The sequence below is a fragment of the Burkholderia sp. PU8-34 genome (genome assembly GCF_053427725.1).
On the sequence record NZ_JBSAXC010000023.1, the window covers coordinates 71,658 to 93,714 of the forward strand.

The window sequence follows — 22,057 nt, forward strand, 5'->3', positions numbered from 1 at the left end:
GGACACTCACATGGATTTTTCTCTGACTGACGATCACATCGCGCTGCGAGAGGCGGTCCGCCGCTTCTGCGACGGCGAATATCCGGCGCACCTGCGCGGCAATGCCGAGGATTCCGCACTCGCGGCGACGCGTCGCCGGGGCCTGGCGGAACTCGGCGTGACGGGGCTCGCGATTGCGACGGACCATGGCGGCAGCGGTTATGGCGCAGTTGAAACGATGCTCGTCGCCGAGCAACTGGGACGCGCGCTCGGCGGCGCGGGCTGGCTCGCGAGCGGCGTGCCCGCCGCCGCGCTGGTCGGCATGGCCGGCAGCGGCGAACAGCGCACCCGGTGGCTCGACGCGGCCGCGACCGGCGAGAAAGTGCTCGCGCTCGCCGTGGGTGAAGCCGACGCGCGCCACGATATCGCGCGCATCGCGGTGCCCGCGACCGAGACCGGCGACGGATGGCGCATCGACGGCACCAAGACGATCGTGTTCGACGGCGCCATCGCCGACGCGTTCGTCGTCGCCGTGCGCACGTCGGGTGAGGCCGGCGAAACGAGGGGCCTGTCGCTGTTCACGGTCGACGCGAAGGCGGCCGGCATCACGCTCCGGACCGTCGCGACGATCGACGCCCGCGAAGCCGCGCACGTCACGTTCGCGAACGTGGCGGTGCGCAAGGCCGACCTGATCGGCGAGGCCGGCGCGGCCTTCGAGCTGATCGACGCAGCGCTCGACCGCGCGAACGCCGCGCTGTGCGCGGAGTCGGTCGGCGCGCTCGACGCGCTGCTCGACCTGACGGCCGAACACCTGAGAACGCGCATGCAGTTTGGCACACCGCTCGCCAAATTCCAGGCGCTGCAACACCGCATCGCCGACATGCTGATCGCACTCGAGCAGGGCAAGTCGATGGCATGCGCCGCTGCGATGGCCGTCGACGAGGACGACGCGCCGCGCCGCCGCCGATATGTATCGGCCGCGAAAGCGTTCATTGGCCACGCATGCCGCACGGCAGCCGAATGGGCGATCCAGATGCACGGCGCGATGGGCGTCACGGACGAATGCCGCGTGGGGCACTACGCGAAGCGCCTGTTCGCGATCAACATGACCTATGGCGACGCCACGCAACACCTGAAGCGCTTCAACGCGCAGCGCCTTGCAGCGGAGGTGGCATGAGCCTGAACGGACAAGCGTACATCGTCGGGGCCTACGAACACCCGACACGCAAGGCCGACGACCTCTCCGTCGCGCGGCTTCACGCCGACGTCGCGAAGGGGGCGCTCGACGATGCGGGCCTCACGCGGGACGACATCGATGGCTACTTCTGCGCGGGCGATGCGCCGGGGCTCGGCACGACGACGATGGCCGAGTACCTTGGCCTCAAGCTGCGCCACGTCGATTCGACCGAGTGTGGCGGGTCCGCGCCGATCCTGCACGTCGCGCATGCGGCCGAAGCGATTGCGGCGGGACGCTGCAACGTGGCGCTGATCACGCTCGCAGGTCGCCCGCGTGCGGCTGGCGCGGCCCTCGCGCTGAGAGCGCCGGATCCGGACGCACCCGACGTCCAGTTCGAGCTGCCGTTCGGCCCGGCCACGCAGAACCTCTACGGCATGGTGGCGAAGCGCCACATGGCCGAGTACGGCACGACGAGCGAACAGCTCGCGTGGATCAAGGTGGCCGCGTCCCATCACGCGCAGCACAACCCGAACGCGATGCTGCGCAACGTCGTGACCGTGGAAGACGTCGTGAACTCGCCGATGGTCGCCGATCCGCTGCATCGACTCGACTGCTGCGTGATGAGCGACGGCGGCGGCGCGCTGATCGTCGCGCGCCCCGAGCTTGCGAAGCAGCTCAAGCGGCCGCTCGTGAAGGTGCGCGGTACCGGCGAGGCGCCGAAGCATGCGTCGGGCGGCAAGATCGACCTGACCTGGTCGGCCGCGAAGTGGTCGGGTGCGGCCGCGTTTGCCGAAGCGGGCGTGACACCCGCGGACATCAAGTACGCATCGCTGTACGACAGCTTCACGATCACCGTGCTGATGCAACTCGAGGATCTCGGGTTCTGCGGAAAGGGCGAAGGCGGCAGGTTCGTCGCGGATGGCGGCCTGATCTCCGGCGTGGGGCGGCTGCCGTTCAACACCGACGGCGGCGGCCTGTGCAACAACCATCCGGCCAATCGCGGCGGCGTGACGAAGATCATCGAAGCCGTGCGCCAGTTGCGCGGCGAAGCGCATCCTGCGGTGCAGGTCAGGAACTGCGATCTCGCGCTCGCGAACGGCATCGGCGGCGCGCTCGCGTCGCGCCATACCGCGGGCACACTGATTCTCGAACGGGAGTAACGATGAGCACGATCAAACCGACTTCCGCCACGCCGGCGCCGGTCGCGAAGTCCGCCGCACCGGCCGGGCCGCGCCGGATTCCGGCCCCGCGCGTGCTGCCCGAGGCGCTGCCGTTCTGGGAGGCCGCGCGCGATGGCCGCCTGCTCGTGAAGCGTTGCCGTGACTGCAATGATACGCACTACTATCCACGCGACATATGCCCGCACTGCCTGAGCGCGAACACGGAATGGATCGAGTCGACGGGGCGCGGCACGATTTACTCGTGCAGCACGATGGGGCGCGACGCCACGCGCTACACGCTGGCTTACGTGACGCTCGACGAGGGCGTAACGATGCTGACCAACCTCGTTGACTGCGACCCCGCCACGCTCGCGATCGGCCAGCGCGTGCGGGTCGTGTTCAAGCCGAGCGACGGTGACTATCCGGTTCCGATGTTTGCACCGGCCTGAAGGAGACCCGGCATGACAGTCGAATGCAATCAAACGCAGCAGGAAGCCGGCGCAGTGCGCAGCGGTCCGCTGTCGCGCTTCACGATCGTCGATGCATCGCGCGTGCGCGCGGGCCCGACCGCGATGCGCCTGTTCGCCGACATGGGCGCGCGCGTGATCAAGATCGAGATTCCGCCGGGCGCGCCGGGCGGCGACGACATGATCGGCGGGCGCGACCACAACCGCGCCGATTACGAGAACCTGCATCGCAACAAGGAGAGCCTGACGCTGAACATGAAGGATCCGGCCGGCCGCGAGATCCTGCGCGCGCTGGTCGAGCGTGCCGACGTGTTCATCGAGAATTTCCGCCCGGATGTGAAGGAACGTCTCGGCATCGGTCCCGCTGCGCTGCGCGCGATCAATCCGCGCCTCGTCTACGCGAGCATCTCGGGCTTCGGCCAGGACGGCCCGTATGCGAAATGGCCGGGCTTCGACTCGATTGCGCAGGGAATGGGTGGCCTGATGAGCGTGACGGGCAAGCCGGGCGAAGGCCCGATGCGGGTCGGCATTCCGATCGCGGACCTGTGCTCGGGCCACTTCTGCGCGATGGGGATCCTGACCGCGCTGCTCGAACGCGAGGTGTCGGGCGAGGGCCAGTGGGTGCAGACCTCGCTGCTCGAGGCGCAGATCGCGATGCTCGACTTCCAGGCCGCGCAATGGCTCGTCGACAGGAAAGTGCCGGAGCAGGTCGGCAACGAGCATCCGCTGACGGTGCCGACGGGCGTATTCGCGACGCAGGACGGCTACCTGAACCTCGCCGCAATCGGCCAGACGATGTGGACGCGCCTGTGCGAAGCGCTCGGCCTCGAAGCGTTTGCACGCGCGCCGGGCTACGACTCCGATCCCGCGCGGGTTGCGAACCGCGATGCGGTGAATCGCATCGTCGGCGAAGCGCTGAAGACGCGCACCACACGGGAATGGACCGACATCCTGATCGGGGTCGGCGTGCCGTGCGGCCCGATCCACCGGATCGACGAGGTGTTCGACGATCCGCAGGTCAGGCATCTCGGCATCGCGTGGCCGGCCGACGTGCCGGGCAAGGGCGAGGTGGCGTTCGTCGGCCAGCCGTTCCGGCTGTCGCGCTATCCGCGCGACGCGTCGCCGCGCATCGCGCCGGAGCAGGGGCAGCATACGCAGGCGATCCTGCGCGAGCTCGGCTATGCGGACGAGCAGATCGAACAATGGCGCGCTGCGTTCGTGGTCTGAACGGCGCATGGGCGAAACGTAACGAGAGGACAGGACATGGCACGTTTGGTAGCCGCATTCGGTTCGTCGCACAGCATCATGCTGGTGTCGCAGCGCGAGGACTGGCAACACGGGTTCCGCGCGGTCGACCCCAAGAACCCCTATTACTTCGATCGCGCGGGCGATCCCGTCACCTACGACGCGTTGCTCGAGCGCGCGCCGGCCGACGCCGAAGCGATGGTCACGCCCGAGCGGATGGGCGAGCGCCATGACGCGGCCGAGGCTGCGATGGACGAACTGCGCGAGCGGATCCGCGCGGCGAAACTCGACGTGCTGATCGTCATCGGCGACGATCAGACCGAGCTGTTTCGCACGACCAACAACCCGGCCTTCGCGATCTACTACGGAGAGACGATCCGCAACGCGAAGCGCGAGACGGGCCCGAACGACAGCTGGTACGCGCGTGCGCGCACGATGCGGCAGGAGCCCGACGGCGACATGCACTACCCGGTCCGGTCGGCGATGGCCCGCTGGCTGATACGCGCGCTTTGCGACCGCGACTTCGACATCGCCGCGATGGATGGACTCGAACGCGGGCAGTTCGAGGGCCATGCGTTCTCGTTCATTCATCGTCGCTACCTGCAGGGGCTGGATTTGCCAATCATTCCGGTGATCGTGAACACGTTCGATCCGCCGAACCAGCCGACGCCGCGCCGCTGCGTCCAGCTCGGCGCCGCGCTGCGCGAGCTGATCGAGTCGTATCCGGAGGACCTGCGCGTCGGCGTGCTCGCATCAGGTGGCCTGTCGCATTTCGTCGTCGACGAGGAACTCGACAACGCGATCATCGACGCGATCCGCCGCAAGGACAGCGCGTGGCTGGCCGCGCTCGATCCGAAGCGGCTGCAGGCCGGCAGCTCCGAGATCCGCAACTGGATCATCGCGGTCGAGGCTGTCCGGTCGCTCGACCTCGAATGGGTGTCGTACACGCCGGGCTATCGCAGCCCCGCGCTGACCGGCACCGGGCTGTGCTTTGCCGCATGGCGCACGCTGGCCTGACCCGGCTTCATCCCGTAGTGAAATCGATGGAAGACAACCGACATGACTGACCAGAACGTACGGCGCTTGCGCCGGCTCGATTGCTGCGCTGTCTCTGACGCGCTCGACAAACTCGACATGCCCGGTGTCGTGAGCGGCCTGCCGCAGCGTTCGGGCACAGGGCGGATCGCGGGCCGCGCGGTGACCGTCAAGCTCGGCACGGGCGCCGTGCCGCCGGGGCCGCCCGTGCATCTCGGCTGCACGGCGATTGAACAGGCTGGCGACGAGAACGTGATCGTGGTCGAGCAGCGCAGCGGCATCGACGCGGGCTGCTGGGGCGGCCTGTTGTCGCTCGCCGCGAAGGTCCGCGGCGTCGCGGGCGTGGTGGCCGACGGGCCGGTGCGGGACATCGACGAGGCCGTCGCATGCGACCTGCCGGTGTTCTGCGCCGCAACGACGGCGCGCACCGCGCGCGGCCGCGTGGTCGAGAAGGGCACCAACGTGCCGGTGCGGATCGGCGACATCACCGTCGACGCAGGCGACTACGTGATCGCCGACAACAGCGCCGTGATCGTCATCCGCGCGGCGGATATCGAGCGCGTGCTCGACGTAGCCGAGACGATCGTCGCGAAGGAGGCGGCGATGGCCAAGGCGATTCTGGCCGGCACGCCGGTCGGCCGCGTGATGGACAGCAACTACGAACACATGCTCAAGTGAGCGCAACCATCCAGAGGAACACGATTCAATGACGACGAACGACAACCGCAACGTCGAACGCGCGGCCCGGCTCGATACGGCTACGCTGTCAGACGCGCTCGACAGGCTCGGCATTGCCGGCCAGTGTTACCGGATCAAGCCGCGCAGCGCGGATTTCCGACTCGCGGGCCGCGCATATACGCTCAAGTACGGTCCGGCCTCGAACCCGCCCGGCACTGTCGGCGATTACATCGATGACGTGCCGCCCGGCGCGATCGTCGTGCTCGACAACGGCGGCCGCGAGGACGCGACCGTCTGGGGCGACATCCTGACCGAGATCGCGCATCGGCGCCGCGTGGGCGGCACGGTGATCAATGGCGTATGCCGCGACGTCGCGCTATGCGTGAAGCTCGGCTATCCGGTGTTCAGCCGTGACCACTGGATGCGAACGGGCAAGGACCGCGTGCAGGTCGAGGCGACCAACATTCCCGTCGACATCGGCGGCGCACGTGTGCAGCCGGGCGATATCCTGCGTGGCGACGCCGACGGCGTGATCGTGATTCCGCGCGAACACGAGGAAGCGGTGCTCGATGCAGCCGATGCGATTCATCTTGCCGAGGAAGCAATCCGCGAGGCCTGTCGCAGCGGGCTGCGCCTCGACGACGCACGCCGGCAGTTCAAGTACCACCAGCTTCAGTCGCGGGAGAAACAGGCATGAAGGAACACGATCCGGCAACCACCATCCGCACCGCAATCGAGCGCGCCGACGCACGCGCGGTCGAGGCCGCACGCAGTCTGCCGGCGGCCACGCTGCACGAGGCCGCCGGCAGGATCGGCGCGTTGCCCTCCGGGATCAAGCCGGTGGCGCCCGGCTTCAGGATCTGCGGCACCGCATTTACCGTGCATTCGCCGGGCGGAGACAACCTCTGGCTGCATCGCGCGATCGAGCTCGCGCAGCCGGGCGACGTGCTCGTCGTTTACGCGAACGGCGTCTACGAGCACGGCTATTGGGGGGAGGTCATGGCGACCGCGGCGAAGGTGCGCGGCCTCGCCGGCCTCGTGATCGACGGCGGCGTGCGCGACGCGGATCTGCTCGAGCGTATCGGCTTCCCGGTGTTTTCGCGGGGCTTGTCGATTCGCGGCACCGGCAAGGACTATGGTGCGATCGGCTGGATCAACGAACCGGTCAAGATCGGCGGCGTAACGGTTTGCGCAGGCGACCTGATCGTCGCGGATCGCGATGGGGTTGTCGCAATCCCGCGCGAACGGGCAGCGGAAGTCGTCGAGATCGCCGCAAAGCGCGAGGCGGACGAAGCCGCGATCTGCAAGCGGATCGAGGGCGGGCAGACCACGATGCAGATCTACGGTTTTCACTGAGCAGGAGGGCGTTCGATGAGCGAGGCAATGCAGGGGCAAGCGCCGTCGCTGCGTATCGACGGGCGCGTGGCAGTCGTCACGCTGCGCCGCCCGGAGGTCGCGAATCGTCTCGAATTCGCCGATCTCCAGACGATTCGCGGCTACCTGCGCGAGGTCGATGCGATGGAACAGGTGCTCGTGCTGCGGCTGCAAGGTGAGGGCCGGCATTTCTGCTCGGGCTTCAACATCAACGGCATCGATGCGGACACGGTAGGCGACGCATTCGAGGCGCTGGCGAACGAGCTCGAATCCGCGCGTCCGGTGACGATTGCAGCGATCAACGGGGGCGTCTACGGCGGCGCGACCGACCTCGCGCTCGCGTGCGATTTTCGCTTCGGCGTGCCGCAGTCGCAGATGTTCGTGCCGGCCGCGAAGCTTGGGCTGCTGTTCTACGGAGCCGGGCTGCGGCGCTACGTGTCGCGCCTCGGCGTGAATGTGGCGAAGCGTCTGTTGCTCGCGGGCGCGACGTTCGATGCGCAGCAGATGCACGCGTGCGGCTTTCTCGACGAGATCGTCGAACCCGAGCGGCTGGCCGACACGGTGCGGCTGTTCGGCGACCAGCTTGCCGGCATGGCGCCGCTTGCGCTGCTTGGCATAAAGCGACACCTCACCCGCATCGCGGCGGGCCGCTTCGACGAGGCCGGCCATGCGGCGGATCGGGCGCGCGCGGAGGCGTCGGAAGACCTGCGCGAAGGCGCGCTCGCATGGCAACAGAAGCGCGCGCCGATCTTCAAGGGAAAGTAGGAGCCGATCGATGGCTGTTCATGTTCATCCGTATGTCCGGCGGATTCTCGACGGCGATATCGCACCGCCGCCAATCGCAGCGACGCTCGGCGGCAGGATCGTGTCGCTCGACGTCGAGGCCGGCCGCATCGAATGCACCTATGTGGGGGCGTCGTCGTTCGCGAACCCCGCGGGCCGGATCCAGGGCGGCATGCTCGGTGCAATGCTCGACGACGTGACGGCGCTGCTGGTGATGGCGTCGCTCGATGCCGGGCAGCATTGCGCGACGCTGAACCTCAACGTGTCGTTTCTGCGCCCGGCCGAACCCGGTGCGATCGCCGGTCATGCGACGCTCGTGCGGCGCGGCTCGCGCATCTGCAATGTCGAGGGCGAACTCCGGCAGAACGGCAAGTGCGTGGCGACGGCGAGCGCCGTCTGCATGGTGGCGGAATGACGGCTTCGTCGAGCGTGCGAACGGATCGGGGGACGGCCGGCGCCGCGCGACCGGACGAAGAAGCGGCATCGCACCGCCGACGGCTGCCGTCGCTTGGGGCGGGTTCGATGGACCGAATGCAGTTGGCAAGAGATCAGGCGGCTGCGGCGGCGAATGCGGTCGACGCCGCACTGTGGCGCTGGCTGTCCGCGCTGCTGGACGAGCGGCGCATTCGCTGGTGCCATGCCGCCGGCAATTGGCTCGTGAGCGTCGATCATCGGCACGTCGCGACGGAAAGCACCTTCGACGACGCGATCCGGACGGCAAAGGCGAATGCCGAGCGCAACGGGCTGGACGCCGTCGGCGAGCCCGACGCGGCGATGCGTACGCGATCGCGCGACGGATCGGGGCCTGCGAGGCAGCGGACGGTCAGGCGCGGCGCCAAGGTGCCGCGCCCGGCCGCCGGCTGATGCAGCGATGCCGCTCTAGAGCTGCGCCAGCGCCTGATCGAGATCGGCGATCAGGTCGTCGATATGCTCGATGCCGATCGACAGCCGCACCGTTTCCTCCTTCACGCCCGCCTTCGCGAGTTCCGCCGGCGACAGCTGGCGATGGGTCGTCGACGCCGGATGCGTCGCGAGCGACTTCGTATCGCCGATATTGACGAGCCGCGTGAACAGCTTCAGCCCGTCCTGGAACTTCGCGCCGCCCACGCGGCCGCCGTGCACGCCGAACGTCAGCAGGCCCGGCGCGCGGCCGGACAGATAGCGCGCGACGAGCCGATGGTCCGGATGATCGGGCAGCCCCGCGTAATTCACCCATTCGACCTTCTCATGCCGCGCGAGATGCCGCGCGATCTTCAGCGCGTTGTCGCTGATGCGCTCGATGCGCAGCGCGAGCGTCTCGATGCCCTGCAGGATCTGGAACGCGTTGAATGGCGAGATCGCCGCGCCCATGTTGCGCAGCGGCACCACGCGCGCGCGGCCGATGTACGCGGCCGGGCCGAACGCCTCCGTATAGACGACGCCGTGATAGCTGACGTCCGGCTGGTTGAGCCGCTTGAAGCGGTCCGCGTGCTCGGCCCACGGGAACTTGCCCGAATCGACGATCGCGCCGCCGAGGCTCGTGCCGTGCCCGCCGAGGTACTTGGTCAGCGAATGCACGACGATGTCGGCGCCGTGCTCGAACGGCCGCAGCAGGTACGGCGACGGCACCGTGTTGTCGACGATCAGCGGGAGACCGTGCCGATGCGCGATGTCGGCAAGCGCGGCGATGTCGGTGATGTTGCCGAGCGGATTGCCGACCGATTCCACGAAGATCGCCTTCGTGCGCGCGTCGATCAGCGGCTCGAACGACGCCGGATCGCGCGGATCGGCGAAGCGCGTCGTGATCCCGTACTGCGGCAGCGTGTGCGCGAACAGGTTGTAGGTGCCGCCGTACAGCGTGCTGGCCGAGATGATGTTGTCGCCGGCTTCGGCGATCGTCTGGATCGCGTAGGTGACGGCCGCCTGGCCCGACGCGAGCGCCAAGGCGCCAACGCCGCCTTCGAGCGCGGCAATGCGCTGCTCGAGCACGTCGGTCGTCGGGTTCATGATCCGCGTGTAGATGTTGCCTTGCACCTTCAGGTCGAACAGGTCGGCGCCGTGCTGCGTGTCGTCGAATGCATACGCAACGGTCTGGTAGATCGGCACCGCGACGGCGCGCGTCGTCGGGTCGGGACGATAGCCGCCGTGGACGGCGACGGTTTCGAGTCGCCAGCTGGAAGAGGTCTGCTCGGTCATGATGTGCTCCGTCTGTTGTTGTGGTGTTCTGGGCTGGGCATGCGGCCGTCCGGCGATTATAGAAGCGGCCGCGTGAAGACTTTAGATCGATTGGTTGGTTGCTTATGGACGCGCGGGACATAGAATGCCGTTTTCCACAGGCGAAGGGGGCGACATGGATCAGGATCAGTGGACGCGCGTGGACGAGTATTTCGCCGGGACGCTCGTGCCGTCCGACGAGGTCCTCGATGCCGCGCTCGCCGCGAGCGACGCGGCGGGCATGCGGGCGATCAACGTCGCGCCGAACCAGGGCAAGCTGCTGCAGCTGCTCGCGACGATCCAGGGTGCGCGCCGCATTCTCGAGGTCGGCACGCTCGGCGGCTACAGCACGATCTGGCTCGCGCGCGCATTGCCGCCCGGCGGCAAGCTGGTGACGCTCGAACTGAGCCCCGAACACGCGAAGGTCGCGACGCAGAACATCGCGCGGGCCGGCTTCGCGGAGGTTGTGTCGGTCGTCGTCGGGAACGCGAGGGACAGCCTCGCGCAGCTGATCGACGCGGGCGCCGAGCCGTTCGACTTCATCTTCATCGACGCGGACAAGGAGAACAATCCCGCCTACCTGAGCGCGGCGCTGAAGCTGTCGCGGCCGGGCACCGTGATCGTCGTCGACAACGTCGTGCGGCGAGGCGCGGTGGCGGATCCGGACAACCATGAGCCGGATGTCGTCGGCGTGCGCGAGGGGTTTGCGTTCATCGCCGCGGAACCGCGGCTCACGACGACGGCCGTGCAGACCGTCGGGGTGAAAGGGTGGGACGGGTTCTCGATTTCGGTTGTGGGGGCGTGACGCGCACGCGGCCGACACGGCGGTAACGTTGTGCGGGCCGCCCGGCCTTCGGTCGCACTAACCGCACACTAACCCTTCACGCACACCACCTGACGCAGCGTGTGCACCACTTCAACAAGGCTGCTCTGGGCCGCCATCACCGCGTCGATGTCCTTGTAGGCCATCGGGATTTCGTCGACGACGCCCGCGTCCTTCCGGCATTCGACACCTTGCGTTGCCTTCACCTGGTCCTCGACCGTGAAGCGGCGCTTCGCTTCGGTCCGGCTCATGGCGCGTCCCGCACCGTGGCTGCACGAGCAGAAGCTTTCCGGATTGCCGAGCCCGCGCACGATGAAGCTCTTCGCCCCCATCGAGCCCGGAATGATCCCGAGCTGCCCCTTCTGCGCGGACACCGCGCCCTTGCGGGTCACGAATACATCCTCGCCGAAGTGGTGTTCCTTCTGCACGTAGTTGTGATGGCAGTTCACCGCGTGCTCGTCGATCTCGAACGGCTTGCCGATCGCGCCGTGCGCCGCGCGGATGATCGCGTCCATCATCACCTGCCGGTTGCGGCGCGCGTAGTCCTGCGCCCAGCCGACCGCTTCGACGTAGTCGTTGAAGTGCCGGCTGCCCTCGTTGAAATACGCGAGGTTGCGATCCGGCAGGTTCGCGATGTGCTGCCGCATGTCGGCCTGCGCGAGTTCGATGAACAGGCTGCCGATCGCGTTGCCGACGCCGCGCGAACCGCTGTGCAGCATGAACCACACGGCGTCGTTTTCGTCGACACACACTTCGATGAAGTGGTTGCCGGTGCCGAGCGTGCCGAGGTGCACGTAGTGGTTCGTCTTCTCCAGCTTCGGATACTTGTCGACGATCCGCTGGAACCCCGGCAGCAGCGCCTTCCACATCTCGTCGACCTGCTGCGGCGCGCGGTTGCCCCACGCGCCCGGATCGCGGCGGCCCGGCGTGCGGCCGTGCGGCACCGCGCGTTCGATCGCGCTGCGCAGCCCGCCAAGCGAGTCCGGCAGGTCCGATGCGGCGAGCGTCGTGCGCGCGGCCATCATCCCGCAGCCGATGTCGACGCCGACTGCGGCCGGAATGATCGCGCCCTTCGTCGGAATCACGCTGCCGATCGTCGAACCCTTGCCGAGGTGCACGTCCGGCATCACGGCAACGTGCCTGAAGATGAACGGCATCTGCGCAGTGTTGCGCAGCTGCGCGCGTGCGTCCTCTTCGACGGTGACGCCGTTGGTCCACATCTTCACCGGCTTGCCGTGCGCCAGTTCCATTACTTGGTAGTCCAGTTCAGTCATTCCTTTCACCTGCTTTAGTCATGTATGGCGCGGCGCCCGTGCGCCGCGCCGCCGCGTTCATTGCGCGGCCTTGATGCTGACGAGACCATTCAGCACCTGATCGAGACCGCCGAACACCGAGATGCGGTCGATCCGCTCCGCGACGCGCTCGAGCGTTTCCAGCTCCTTCAGCCGCAGCGCGGTCGGGTTCTCTTCCATCACCTTCGCGGTGTTCAGCAGCGAGCGGGTCGCCGCCGTCTCTTCACGGCGGCGGATCACGTTCGCCTGCGCGGCCTTCTCGGCCTCGACGACCTGCGCGAGGATCGTCTTCATGTCGCCCGGCAGCACGATATCCTTCACGCCGACGCCGCGCACGTCGATTCCCGAATCGGCGAGCCGCGCACGCACTTGCGCGATCACGACCTCGTCGATCGCCTGCTTGTCCTCGAGCAGCTCGTCCAGCGTGCGCGTGCCGACGGCGGCGCGCAGCGCGAACTGCAGCTCGCGGTACAGGTGCTCGACCGGCTTCTGCAGCTGGCCGTACGCGCGCAGCACGTCCGCATAGCGCCACGTCGCCGACAGGTTCAGCCGCAGCGCGACCTTGTCGCGCGTCAGGATTTCCTGCCCGCCGACCTCGAGCGCCTGCAGCCGCAGGTCGACGAATTCGACCGTCACGTCGCGGTTGAAGCGCCAGAAAGCGGAGACGCCGTCGTCCAGCAACCGCTCGATCTTGCCGTCGATCTTCAGCACGCCGACATGGCAGGCCGGCACTTGCGCGATCAGCACACCTGCGAGCCCGGCGACGCCGCGCGCCCGCAGCGCCGGCTGCGTGAGCCGCTTCGTCAGCTCGGCCGGCAGTGTGCCGCCCTGTGCGAGATCGACCCGCTCGAGACGGTGCTCGATCAGGCCGCGCCAGTACAGGCGGCGCGTGCCGGGCGGCAGGATCTCGACGAGCACGTCGTTCTCGTAGCGCAGCCCCGCCTCGTCGTCCGCGAGGTCCATCGCGACGAAATAGCGCGCGAGCACGTCCTGCGCGTCATGGCGCAGGTAATCGGCAAGCGCATCGTCGGCGAGCGGCGCGTCGAGGCGCGCGGTCTCAACCGTCAGACGCTTGAACGGATCGAAGGCCCGGAACACGCCCGGTTCGAGCACCTTCACGAAGTCGCCCTCGCTCATCAGCAGCGCGCGCTCGTTCTTTTTCACGACATGACGCTTCCACATATTCTTGTCCTTTTCTTCAGGGTCCGCCGGCCGGCGCGCATCGCACGGATCGGGGCGCGACGCGAGCGGGCGGGCAGGGCTTCAGGCACCGCGCTGGCGTGCCGCGGCGACGCGTACTGCATAGCATCGTCGGGCGCATTCGCGCGGGCCGTCCGGCCGCCCGGCCGTTCGCGCGGAACCGCGACCGGTCCGACGCGCGGCGGGCCTTGCGGCCCGCGCCGGCGGGTACTGCTTCTGTCAACAGACTGCCCTTGCGGACAGCGTTCGAGCGGGATTCGAACCCGCTACCGGTCGGTTAGTGGCCGACTGCTCTACCCGAATGAGCTATCGAACAGGTGGACGCCCCGGGAATCGAACCCGGGCGAGGCGCTCCACGCGCGCCCATTTGCCTTCGTCTGTCCATGGCGGCATACGCGGCCGCGACGAACGGGGTTCGGCGGCCGCGCACCAGCAAGGCTTGCGAACCTTGGCTCGCGGACCAGCGGGACATCCGGCGCTTCCATTTGAGCGAGGAGCGTGCCAGCGGCGCTGCCGTTCGCCGATAAAATTTGCAACCTGTTGAAATGGAAGGGGAAATTCTGTTCTAGGGGAGGGTGCTGCCGGCCCGGCATCGCTAGGGAAGGGATTGAATTCTGATACGATCGGATCGCAGCTTATAAATCTGGATAAATCATGCGCAAGACTGTCGCGATCGGTTTTCTCGGCATCGTGCTCGACCAGGGTGGCCGTGCGCCGCGCCGCTGGCACAAGTGGCGGCCGACGATTTCTTTGTGCGAGCAGCCGGACCAACCGATCGACCGGCTCGAACTGCTGCATCCGCCGAGCTACGAGCGTCTCGCGAACCGCGTGAAGGAGGATCTCGTGCGTGTGTCGCCGCACACCGAGGTCCGGCTCACGCCGATCGCGATCCACGATCCGTGGGATTTCGAGGAGGTGTACGCGACGCTGCACGACTTTGCGCGCGCGTATCCGTTCGATCTCGATCGCGAGGACTACCTGATCCACATCACGACCGGCACGCACGTCGCGCAGATCTGCTGGTTCCTGCTTGCGGAGGCGCGCTACCTGCCCGCGCGGCTCGTGCAGACGGGGCCGCCGCAACGCACCGACGAGGGGCCGAGCGGGCCCGGCACGATGACGGTCATCGATCTCGACCTGTCGCGCTACAACCGGATCGCGCAGCGCTTCACGCGCGAGCGCGACGAGACGGTGTCGTTCCTGAAGGCGGGCATCGCGACGCGCAACGCCCGCTTCAACGCGCTGATCGAGCAGCTCGAACGCGTCGCGGTTCGCTCGCGCGCGCCGATGCTGCTCGTCGGGCCGACCGGCGCGGGCAAGTCGTTCCTCGCGAAGCGCATGTACGAACTGAAGCGCGGCCGGCATCGGCTCGGCGGGCCGTTCATCGAGATCAACTGCGCGACGCTGCGTGGCGATGCCGCGATGTCCACGCTGTTCGGCCACGTGAAGGGCGCGTTTACCGGCGCGCAGAACGCGCGCGCGGGCCTGCTGCGCGCGGCGGATGGCGGCCTGCTGTTTCTGGACGAGATCGGCGAGCTGGGTCTCGACGAACAGGCGATGCTGCTGAAGGCGATCGAGGAGAAACGGTTCCTGCCCGTCGGCGCGGACGTCGAGGCGACCAGCGATTTCGAGCTGATCGCGGGCACGCATCGCGACCTGCGGCAGATGGTGGCGGCCGGCACGTTCCGCGAAGACCTGTACGCGCGGATCAACCTGTGGACCTATGAATTGCCGGGGCTCGCCGAGCGTCGGGAGGACATCGAGCCGAACCTCGATTTCGAGCTCGACCGCTTCGGCCGCGAACAGGGCGAACAGGTGCGGTTCAACGTCGAAGCGAAGCGGCGCTATCTGGCCTTTGCCGCGTCGTCGCGCGCGGCTTGGGCCGGCAATTTCCGCGAGCTGTCGGCGTCGGTCACGCGCATGGCGACGCTCGCGGATGCGGGGCGCATCACCGACGCGATCGCCGAGCAGGAAGTCGAGCGGCTGGCGCGCACGTGGTCGGCGGCAGGCGATGCGGACGCATCAGGCGAATGGGTCGATGCGGCGTTGGGCGAGCGTGCGGCGGAACTCGACCTGTTCGACCGCGTGCAGCTCGAACGCGTGCTCGACGTGTGCCGCGTATCGGCGAGCTTGTCGGAAGCGGGGCGCACGTTGTTCGCGGTGTCGCGGCAGGGCAAGAAGCAGCCGAACGACGCGGATCGGCTGCGCAAGTATCTCGCGCGGTTCGGGCTGGACTGGGATGGAGTGCGGCAGGCGCTTGGCGGGGGGCGCTGAGCGGCGGGCGGCGTGCGTGACGACCGTCTTCACCGCTGCTGCGCGGCGACCTTCAGCCCGAGCGAGATGAAGATCGTGCCGATGATCTTGCCCTGCCAGCGCGTGAGCCACGACAGGCGCTTCACGATGCGGCCGAGCGGGCGGACCGACACCGCGATCAGCGTCGTATAGAGCGAGCTGAGCACGACGAAGATCAGCCCGAGCACCGCGAACTGCACGAACGTCGAGCCGCGTTCCGGGTGCACGAACTGCGGCATGAACGCGAGGAAGAACAGCGCCGTCTTCGGGTTCAGCACTTCGGCCGGGACGGCCTGCAGGTAGGCCTTCAGCGGCGTGACGGGCGACACCTTCGGCAGCGACGGATCGGACGGCTTCTCGATGAGCGCGCGCACGCCGAGGTAGATCAGGTACGCGGCGCCGGCCAGCTTGACGACGGTGAACGCGAGCGCCGACGTCATCAGCAGCGCGGACAGCCCGACGGCCGCGAACAGCGTGTGGATGAAATCGCCGCTCGCGACGCCGAGGCCGGTCAGGATGCCGGTCTTGCGGCCGGCCTGCACGGTGCGGCTCAGCACGAGCAGCACGGCGGGGCCGGGGATCAGGAACAGGCCCAGCACGACGGCGATGAAGGTGGTCAGCGTGGTCAGGTCGAACATGATGTCTCCCGTGCGAACGCGCGGCGGCGATCGATCGGGGCATTGTAGTCGGTCGCGCGCTACTCCGTACGCGTGCGCCCCAGCTCGCCCGCCAGAAAATCGACGAACGCGCGAATCCGCGCGGACATCTGGTGCCGCTGCGCATAGACCGCATAGATGTCCGCGCTCGGCGTGTCGTGGTCAGGCAGCACGACGACGAGGCGGCCGTCGGCCAGATACTCGTTGATGTCCCATTCCGCGCGCATCAGGATGCCGTGCCCGTCGAGCGCCCACTTGACCGCGATCTCGCCGTCGTTGGTGGTCAGGTTGCCGTTGATGCGCACGGCTTCGGTCTTGCGCGCCGCGCCGCGGCCGCTCGTCAGGCGCCACACGCCATACCCTTCGTCGCCCTGGCGGATGCCGATGCAGTTGTGCTTCGTCAGGTCGTGCGGCGTGGCGGGCATGCCGTGCTTCGCGAGATACGCGGGCGCCGCGCACAGCAGCCGGCGGTTCGGCGCGAGCCGCCGCGCGACGACGCGTGTGTCGGGCGGCTCGCCGAAGCGGATGCAGACGTCGAACGCGTCGTCGGTGAGCGGCGGCGGCATCACCGACAGCTGCAATTGCACGGCGACTTGCGGATAGCGCGCGACGAAGCGGGAGATCGCGGGGCCGACATGGCTGCGCCCGAAGCCGAGCGTCGCGTTCACGCGCAGCAGCCCCTTCGGGTTCTTCTTCGCGCTGCCGAGCAGCTCGCCGAGCTCGTCCATCTGGTCGAGGATCCGGCGCGCGTATTCCAGGTAGACCTCGCCCTCGGGCGTCAGCATCATCCGCCGCGTCGTGCGGTTCACGAGCGTCACGCCCGCGCGCTGCTCCATCAGCGTGAGCCGCTTGCTGATCGCCGCCGCGGTGAGCCCGAGCTCGCGCGCGGCGGCGCTCAGGCTGCCCGATGCGGCGAGCGTCGAGAAGAAGCCGAGATCGGCCGGCTGGACCGCATCCGCCATCGTTTCACTTGTGAATTCAGGTTAAGGATGCTTTGAGTTTAGCACCGGTTGCAGCGCTTCAAGTTGAGTACAGTGCGCTCACGATCACGATGATTCGAAGGTGGAGACATGAAGACGTACCGTATCGCAACGATTCCCGGCGACGGCATCGGCAAGGAGGTCGTGCCGGCCGGCCGGCAGGTGCTGGAAGCGCTCGCCCGCGGCAGCCGGCGTTTCGCGTTCGAGTTCGAGAATTTCGACTGGGGCGCCGATTACTACCGCCAGCACGGCGTGATGATGCCAGCCGACGGCCTCGACGCGCTGCGCGACAAGGACGCGATCCTGTTCGGCTCGGCGGGCGACCCCGACGTGCCCGACCACGTGACGCTGTGGGGCCTGCGCCTGAAGATCTGCCAGGGCCTCGACCAGTACGCGAACGTGCGCCCGACGCGCATCCTGCCCGGCATCGACGCGCCGCTGAAGCGCTGCAAGCCGGCCGATCTCGACTGGGTGATCGTCCGCGAAAACTCGGAGGGCGAGTATTCGGGCGTTGGCGGCCGCGTGCACCAGGGGCATCCGCTCGAGGCCGCGACCGATGTGTCGATCCTCACGCGCGCCGGCGTCGAACGCATCATGCGCTTTGCGTTCCGGCTCGCGCAGTCGCGGCCGCGCAAGCTGCTGACGGTGATCACGAAGAGCAACGCGCAGCGTCACGCGATGGTGATGTGGGACGAGATCGCGAAACAGGTCGCGCAGGAATTCCCCGACGTGAAGTGGGACAAGGAGCTCGTCGACGCGGCCACCGCGCGGATGGTCAACCGTCCGGCGACGCTCGACACGATCGTCGCGACGAACCTGCATGCGGACATCCTGAGCGATCTCGCTGCCGCGCTCGCGGGCAGCCTCGGCATCGCGCCGACCGGCAACATCGATCCGGAGCGCCGCTATCCGTCGATGTTCGAGCCGATCCACGGTTCCGCGTTCGACATCATGGGCAAGGGGCTCGCGAATCCGATCGGCACGTTCTGGTCGGTCGTGATGCTGCTCGAGCATCTCGGGGAAGCGGAAAGCGCCGCGCGCGTGATGCGCGCGATCGAAGCCGTGACCGCCGACCCGTCGCTGCACACCGGCGATCTCGGCGGCAAGGCCACCACCGCGCAGGTGACGGCGGCTGTCTGCGAAATCGTCGAGAAGGCCGAGGTGGCGGTGTAAGCGACGGAGGCGACGTAGGCGACGCAAGCGACGCAGGCAACGCAAGCGACGCAGGCAACGCAAGCGATGCAGGCAATGCAAACGACGCAGGCAACGCAAGCGATGCAGGCAACGCAAACGACGCAAACGACGCAAACGACGCAAACGACGCGCGCTACGCAAGCGACGCAGGCGACAGCAGGAAGGCCCGCCGGCGCGCGCGACACATCGAATGTACCGCCCGCGACTCGCGCATCCGACGCGAGCCGGGCAACGACGTCGTCGCCTCAGACGAGGCAGGCGTCGGACCGCTTCCACAGAACGAGCGCAGCTCGACCTCGAAGGAGGAGACACATGCAAGCCAATCTGGAATCCCGCGTCGCGCGGAAACTGATGTGGCGCATCATTCCGTTCGTGATGCTGCTGTACTTCGTCAGCTTTCTCGACCGGGTCAACGTCGGTTTCGCCGCGATGACGATGAACAAGGCGATCGGCTTGTCGCCGACCGCGTTCGGGCTCGGCGGCGGATTGTTCTTCATCGGCTACTTCCTGTTCGAGGTGCCGTCCAACCTGATCCTGCATCGCGTCGGCGCGCGGATCTGGATCGCCCGCGTGATGATCACGTGGGGGATCGTGTCGGCGGTGTCCGCATTCGCGGCCGGCCCGACGAGCTTCTATGTGCTGCGCTTCCTGCTCGGCGTCGCCGAAGCGGGTTTCTTTCCCGGCATCATCCTGTACCTGAGCCTGTGGTTCCCCGCGAAGCAGCGCGCGGTCGCCGCTGCGTGGTTCATGGCGGCCGCGCCGATCTCGACCGCGATCGGCTCGCCGCTGTCGGGCGCGATCATGCAGATGCCGCCGATGTTCGGGCTCGCCGACTGGCAGATGCTGTACGTGATCGAGGCGCTGCCGGCGATCGTGCTCGGTTTCGTCGTGCTGAAATGCCTGACCGATTCGCCGTCGCGGGCGGCGTGGCTGCAACCGGACGAGCGCGACTGGCTGGTCGCGAAGCTGAAGGCCGAAGCCGATGCGCGCCACACGCATGCGGGACACACGGCCGGCGCGTGGCAGGCGCTGCGCGATCCGCGCGTGCTGGCGCTCGCGCTGATCTACTTCGGCACGTCGGCGGGGCTGTATACGCTCGGCCTGTGGGCGCCGCTGATGGTCAAGCAGTTCGGCTTCAGCGCGCTGCAGACGGGCCTGCTCACCGGGATTCCGAGCGTGGCGGCCGTCGTCGCGATGATCGTCTGGGCGCGGCATTCGGATCGCACCGACGAGCGCACGTGGCATGTCGTGATCCCGTGCGTGCTGGCGTGCATCGGCTTCATCTTCGCGGGGCAGGCGAGCACTGCGCTGCTGACCGTGCTCGCGCTCGTCGTCGTCAACATCGGCATCAGCGCCGCGAAGGCGCCGCTGTGGGCGATGCCGAGCATGTTCCTGTCGGGCGCCGGCGCGGCCGCGGGGATCGCGATGATCAACTCGATCGGCAATCTCGGCGGGTTCGTCGGGCCGTTCGCAATCGGCTGGCTGAAGAACGTGACGGGCGGGTATGCGGCCGGGTTGTACGTCGTCGCGGGGACGCTCGCGGTGTCGGCGGTCGTGACGCTGCTGCTGAGCCGGAAGGCGTCACGGCAGCAGATCGTGTCGGGGGTGCGGCATCGTCATTGATGTCCGCGGGCCGGCACAGTCCGGCCGGCATCGATACAGGTTCAGGACCGTAGTTGCTTGTGAAAGAACGTCGTCCCGCAGAACCGGCCATCGGGCATCAGCGCATAGTTCGGCACGTCACCGACGCGCTGCCAGCCCGACCGTTCATACAGTCGCGCGGCATCGCTGCCCGTCACGGTGTCGAGCACGAGCACGGACTTGCCGGCGGCCCGGGCCGCGTCGTCCACTGCTGCCATCAGCCGTGCGCCGATGCCGAGGCGTCGCGCGTCGCGGCGGACCAGCATCTTCGCGACGTCGGCACGATGAGGCTGGTTGTCGGGCAACGCGGTGATCAATTGCACGGTGCCGACGATCTTGCCGTCGGCGTTTTCGGCAACGAGCAGGATGCGCTCGTCACGCACGACACCGTCCGCGACCTGCCTCCAGAATTGCAGCGCCGTGCTCCGCGATATCGGCAGCATGAAGCTGACGGACGCGCCGCCCTCGACGCAGTCGATCAGCACATCGGCCAATGCGTCGACGCTGGCCATCGCCTCGTTCGGGCCGATGCGGCGGATCGTGATGTTGTCGGTCATCGGTTTCTCCGTGAATCATCAAAGTGCGGCGTGCTCAGTGCCACCCGGTCGCGCGCTCGTCATATTGGCGGCGATGCGTTCCAGTTTAATAGATTTTGTGTCTAGTAAATTAGATATTGCGGCCTTGCTTGTCAACGTGGCCGACGCCTGCAGCGCGCTACGCGTTCGCAAGCACTGCCGCAACCGGTTCGGGTGAATGGCCGAATGTGACCGACCGCGAGCATCGCAGGAGCATCGAGTGTGTTGCTAGACTCGGGCTCGCATACCGAAATTCAAACAACGCGCGATACGGAGGCGGCAAGCCATATGGAACAGATCACGGACGAGTTCGCGCAACGCTTTGCGCAGGAGTGGATCGATGCGTGGAACGCGCACGATCTCGACCGCATCCTTTCGCACTACGACGACGCGTTCGAGATGCATTCCCCGATGATCGTCCGGATCGCGGGGGAGCCTGGCGGGTGCCTGCGCGGCAAGGAGGCGGTCGGCGCGTACTGGTCGAAGGCGCTTCAGCTCATTCCGGATCTGCGTTTCGAGTTCATCTCGGTGCTGGCGGGCGTGAGTAGCGTCGCCATTCATTATCGCGGCGCGAACGGACGGAATGCCGTGGAGGTTTTCCACTTCGGCCCCGATCATCGCGTGCAGAAGGCGTTTGCTCACTACGCCGCCTGAGGGGCGACCTCGATGCGGGGCGGCGTGTCATTGCGCGTCGCCTGCGCGCAATGACACGCCGTTCGTGTTGCCCAGCCATTGGGGCGACGCGTAACCGCGAATCATGACCTCGAAATTGTGCCGGCATGTCTGAAGAGGTGGCCGCAGCAGCCCTTTACGATCCCCACACCTGCATTTCGTCGAGCGAGTAGCCCCACGGCGTTGCGCGCTTCGTGCCGTACATCCGGACATAGCGGCCATGGCCGTTCAGATTCGGCAGCGTGACATGGCCCCAGGCGACGCCGTTGCTGGTCGAGTAGATCGTCGTCCAGTTCACGTTGTCGTTCGAGGTCTGGATCTGATAGACGAGCGCGCCGGCGTCCCAGTAGAGATCGACGTGATCGATGCTCTTCGCGGCGCCGAGATCCACTGAGATCCATTGCGGATCGACACCCGCGCCTTCCGGCGAGTCCCAGCGCGTGCTGGTGGTATTGCCGTCGAATGCCTTGTCGGGCGTCAGCGACGCGTTGTAGCTGGCCGATGCCGCAGCGGGGTGCCCTTGCGACAGCAGCGTGATCTGGTTCGCAGCAGGACCGCCGTAATAGCTCGACCCGAGCTTGGCCTTCGTCGTGTCGGCGTTCACGCCGAACTGCGACAGGCTCCAGCGCTGGCCGGTCGTG

General features: G+C 67.5%; 23 protein-coding genes and 1 tRNA gene. 16 read left to right on the forward strand and 8 right to left on the reverse strand.

Annotation, left to right across the window (positions count from 1 at the left end; genetic code table 11):
• Positions 1 to 10 precede the first annotated feature (10 nt).
• The 11 genes from ACV22Z_RS32600 to ACV22Z_RS32650 are packed head-to-tail and all read left to right on the forward strand — an operon-like array spanning position 11 to position 8,762.
• Positions 11 to 1,156 carry an acyl-CoA dehydrogenase family protein gene (locus tag ACV22Z_RS32600; protein ID WP_448080363.1) on the forward strand — a complete coding sequence of 382 codons (1,146 nt, stop codon included), beginning with the start codon at positions 11 to 13 and terminating at the stop codon, positions 1,154 to 1,156.
• Positions 1,153 to 2,316 carry a thiolase domain-containing protein gene (locus ACV22Z_RS32605; RefSeq protein WP_448080364.1) on the forward strand — a complete coding sequence of 388 codons (1,164 nt, stop codon included), beginning with the start codon at positions 1,153 to 1,155 and terminating at the stop codon, positions 2,314 to 2,316. Before ACV22Z_RS32600 ends, ACV22Z_RS32605 begins: the two co-directional genes overlap by 4 nt.
• Positions 2,317 to 2,318: 2 nt before the next feature.
• Positions 2,319 to 2,765 carry a Zn-ribbon domain-containing OB-fold protein gene (locus ACV22Z_RS32610; protein ID WP_448080365.1) on the forward strand — a complete coding sequence of 149 codons (447 nt, stop codon included), beginning with the start codon at positions 2,319 to 2,321 and terminating at the stop codon, positions 2,763 to 2,765.
• Positions 2,766 to 2,777: 12 nt separating this feature from the next.
• A complete protein-coding gene (locus ACV22Z_RS32615) occupies positions 2,778 to 4,010 on the forward strand; it encodes a CaiB/BaiF CoA transferase family protein (protein ID WP_448080366.1) in 1,233 nt (410 codons plus the stop codon).
• A gap of 36 nt (positions 4,011 to 4,046) precedes the next feature.
• Positions 4,047 to 5,045: a DODA-type extradiol aromatic ring-opening family dioxygenase gene (locus tag ACV22Z_RS32620; RefSeq protein ID WP_448080367.1), complete on the forward strand. Its 999-nt coding sequence runs from the start codon at positions 4,047 to 4,049 to the stop codon at positions 5,043 to 5,045.
• Between the two features lie 42 nt (positions 5,046 to 5,087).
• On the forward strand, positions 5,088 to 5,741 hold the full coding sequence (locus ACV22Z_RS32625) for an RraA family protein (protein ID WP_448080368.1): 654 nt from the start codon (positions 5,088 to 5,090) through the stop codon (positions 5,739 to 5,741).
• Between the two features lie 28 nt (positions 5,742 to 5,769).
• Complete coding sequence (locus tag ACV22Z_RS32630) at positions 5,770 to 6,438, forward strand: RraA family protein (protein WP_448080369.1); 669 nt, start codon at positions 5,770 to 5,772, stop codon at positions 6,436 to 6,438.
• Positions 6,435 to 7,097: a 4-carboxy-4-hydroxy-2-oxoadipate aldolase/oxaloacetate decarboxylase gene (locus tag ACV22Z_RS32635; RefSeq protein ID WP_448080370.1), complete on the forward strand. Its 663-nt coding sequence runs from the start codon at positions 6,435 to 6,437 to the stop codon at positions 7,095 to 7,097. The genes ACV22Z_RS32630 and ACV22Z_RS32635 overlap by 4 nt, the downstream gene beginning before the upstream one ends.
• A gap of 15 nt (positions 7,098 to 7,112) precedes the next feature.
• Complete coding sequence (locus tag ACV22Z_RS32640; protein ID WP_448080371.1) at positions 7,113 to 7,880, forward strand: enoyl-CoA hydratase/isomerase family protein; 768 nt, start codon at positions 7,113 to 7,115, stop codon at positions 7,878 to 7,880.
• A 10-nt stretch (positions 7,881 to 7,890) separates the two neighbouring features.
• Positions 7,891 to 8,313, forward strand: a complete 423-nt coding sequence (locus tag ACV22Z_RS32645; protein ID WP_448080372.1) for a PaaI family thioesterase — start codon at positions 7,891 to 7,893, stop codon at positions 8,311 to 8,313.
• Positions 8,310 to 8,762 (forward strand): hypothetical protein, encoded by a 453-nt coding sequence (locus ACV22Z_RS32650; protein ID WP_448080373.1) that lies wholly within the window; start codon positions 8,310 to 8,312, stop codon positions 8,760 to 8,762. Before ACV22Z_RS32645 ends, ACV22Z_RS32650 begins: the two co-directional genes overlap by 4 nt.
• A gap of 15 nt (positions 8,763 to 8,777) precedes the next feature.
• Here the strand turns inward: ACV22Z_RS32650 and ACV22Z_RS32655 are convergent, their stop codons facing one another.
• Positions 8,778 to 10,073, reverse strand: coding sequence for an O-acetylhomoserine aminocarboxypropyltransferase/cysteine synthase family protein (locus ACV22Z_RS32655; protein WP_448080374.1), 1,296 nt, complete (start codon positions 10,071 to 10,073; stop codon positions 8,778 to 8,780).
• A 154-nt stretch (positions 10,074 to 10,227) separates the two neighbouring features.
• Between ACV22Z_RS32655 and ACV22Z_RS32660 the strand changes: the two genes are divergently transcribed.
• Positions 10,228 to 10,896: an O-methyltransferase gene (locus ACV22Z_RS32660; protein WP_448080375.1), complete on the forward strand. Its 669-nt coding sequence runs from the start codon at positions 10,228 to 10,230 to the stop codon at positions 10,894 to 10,896.
• A gap of 68 nt (positions 10,897 to 10,964) precedes the next feature.
• On the opposite strand, the gene ACV22Z_RS32665 is transcribed toward ACV22Z_RS32660, so the two are convergent.
• From ACV22Z_RS32665 to ACV22Z_RS32675, 3 genes are all read right to left on the reverse strand, one after another.
• Positions 10,965 to 12,188, reverse strand: coding sequence for an RtcB family protein (locus ACV22Z_RS32665; protein ID WP_448080376.1), 1,224 nt, complete (start codon positions 12,186 to 12,188; stop codon positions 10,965 to 10,967).
• Between the two features lie 57 nt (positions 12,189 to 12,245).
• Positions 12,246 to 13,388: a slipin family protein gene (locus tag ACV22Z_RS32670; RefSeq protein ID WP_448080377.1), complete on the reverse strand. Its 1,143-nt coding sequence runs from the start codon at positions 13,386 to 13,388 to the stop codon at positions 12,246 to 12,248.
• A 260-nt stretch (positions 13,389 to 13,648) separates the two neighbouring features.
• A tRNA-Ser gene (locus ACV22Z_RS32675) sits at positions 13,649 to 13,722 on the reverse strand.
• A 338-nt stretch (positions 13,723 to 14,060) separates the two neighbouring features.
• Here ACV22Z_RS32675 and rtcR point away from each other — a divergent pair.
• On the forward strand, positions 14,061 to 15,680 hold the full coding sequence (gene rtcR / locus ACV22Z_RS32680) for an RNA repair transcriptional activator RtcR (RefSeq protein ID WP_448080378.1): 1,620 nt from the start codon (positions 14,061 to 14,063) through the stop codon (positions 15,678 to 15,680).
• 29 nt (positions 15,681 to 15,709) lie between these two features.
• Here the strand turns inward: rtcR and ACV22Z_RS32685 are convergent, their stop codons facing one another.
• Both ACV22Z_RS32685 and ACV22Z_RS32690 read right to left on the reverse strand, forming a co-directional pair.
• Positions 15,710 to 16,336: a LysE family translocator gene (locus tag ACV22Z_RS32685; protein ID WP_448080379.1), complete on the reverse strand. Its 627-nt coding sequence runs from the start codon at positions 16,334 to 16,336 to the stop codon at positions 15,710 to 15,712.
• Between the two features lie 59 nt (positions 16,337 to 16,395).
• Positions 16,396 to 17,316, reverse strand: coding sequence for a LysR substrate-binding domain-containing protein (locus ACV22Z_RS32690; RefSeq protein ID WP_448080380.1), 921 nt, complete (start codon positions 17,314 to 17,316; stop codon positions 16,396 to 16,398).
• A gap of 108 nt (positions 17,317 to 17,424) precedes the next feature.
• Between ACV22Z_RS32690 and ACV22Z_RS32695 the strand changes: the two genes are divergently transcribed.
• Both ACV22Z_RS32695 and ACV22Z_RS32700 read left to right on the forward strand, forming a co-directional pair.
• Positions 17,425 to 18,507 carry a tartrate dehydrogenase gene (locus tag ACV22Z_RS32695; protein WP_448080381.1) on the forward strand — a complete coding sequence of 361 codons (1,083 nt, stop codon included), beginning with the start codon at positions 17,425 to 17,427 and terminating at the stop codon, positions 18,505 to 18,507.
• Between the two features lie 333 nt (positions 18,508 to 18,840).
• Positions 18,841 to 20,151, forward strand: coding sequence for an MFS transporter (locus ACV22Z_RS32700; protein WP_448080382.1), 1,311 nt, complete (start codon positions 18,841 to 18,843; stop codon positions 20,149 to 20,151).
• A 41-nt stretch (positions 20,152 to 20,192) separates the two neighbouring features.
• Here the strand turns inward: ACV22Z_RS32700 and ACV22Z_RS32705 are convergent, their stop codons facing one another.
• Positions 20,193 to 20,726, reverse strand: a complete 534-nt coding sequence (locus tag ACV22Z_RS32705; RefSeq protein WP_448080383.1) for an N-acetyltransferase family protein — start codon at positions 20,724 to 20,726, stop codon at positions 20,193 to 20,195.
• A 306-nt stretch (positions 20,727 to 21,032) separates the two neighbouring features.
• Between ACV22Z_RS32705 and ACV22Z_RS32710 the strand changes: the two genes are divergently transcribed.
• A complete protein-coding gene (locus tag ACV22Z_RS32710; protein WP_448080384.1) occupies positions 21,033 to 21,398 on the forward strand; it encodes a nuclear transport factor 2 family protein in 366 nt (121 codons plus the stop codon).
• A gap of 154 nt (positions 21,399 to 21,552) precedes the next feature.
• On the opposite strand, the gene ACV22Z_RS32715 is transcribed toward ACV22Z_RS32710, so the two are convergent.
• On the reverse strand, positions 21,553 to 22,057 hold a 505-nt coding region (locus ACV22Z_RS32715), incomplete at its 5' end, for a discoidin domain-containing protein (RefSeq protein ID WP_448080385.1).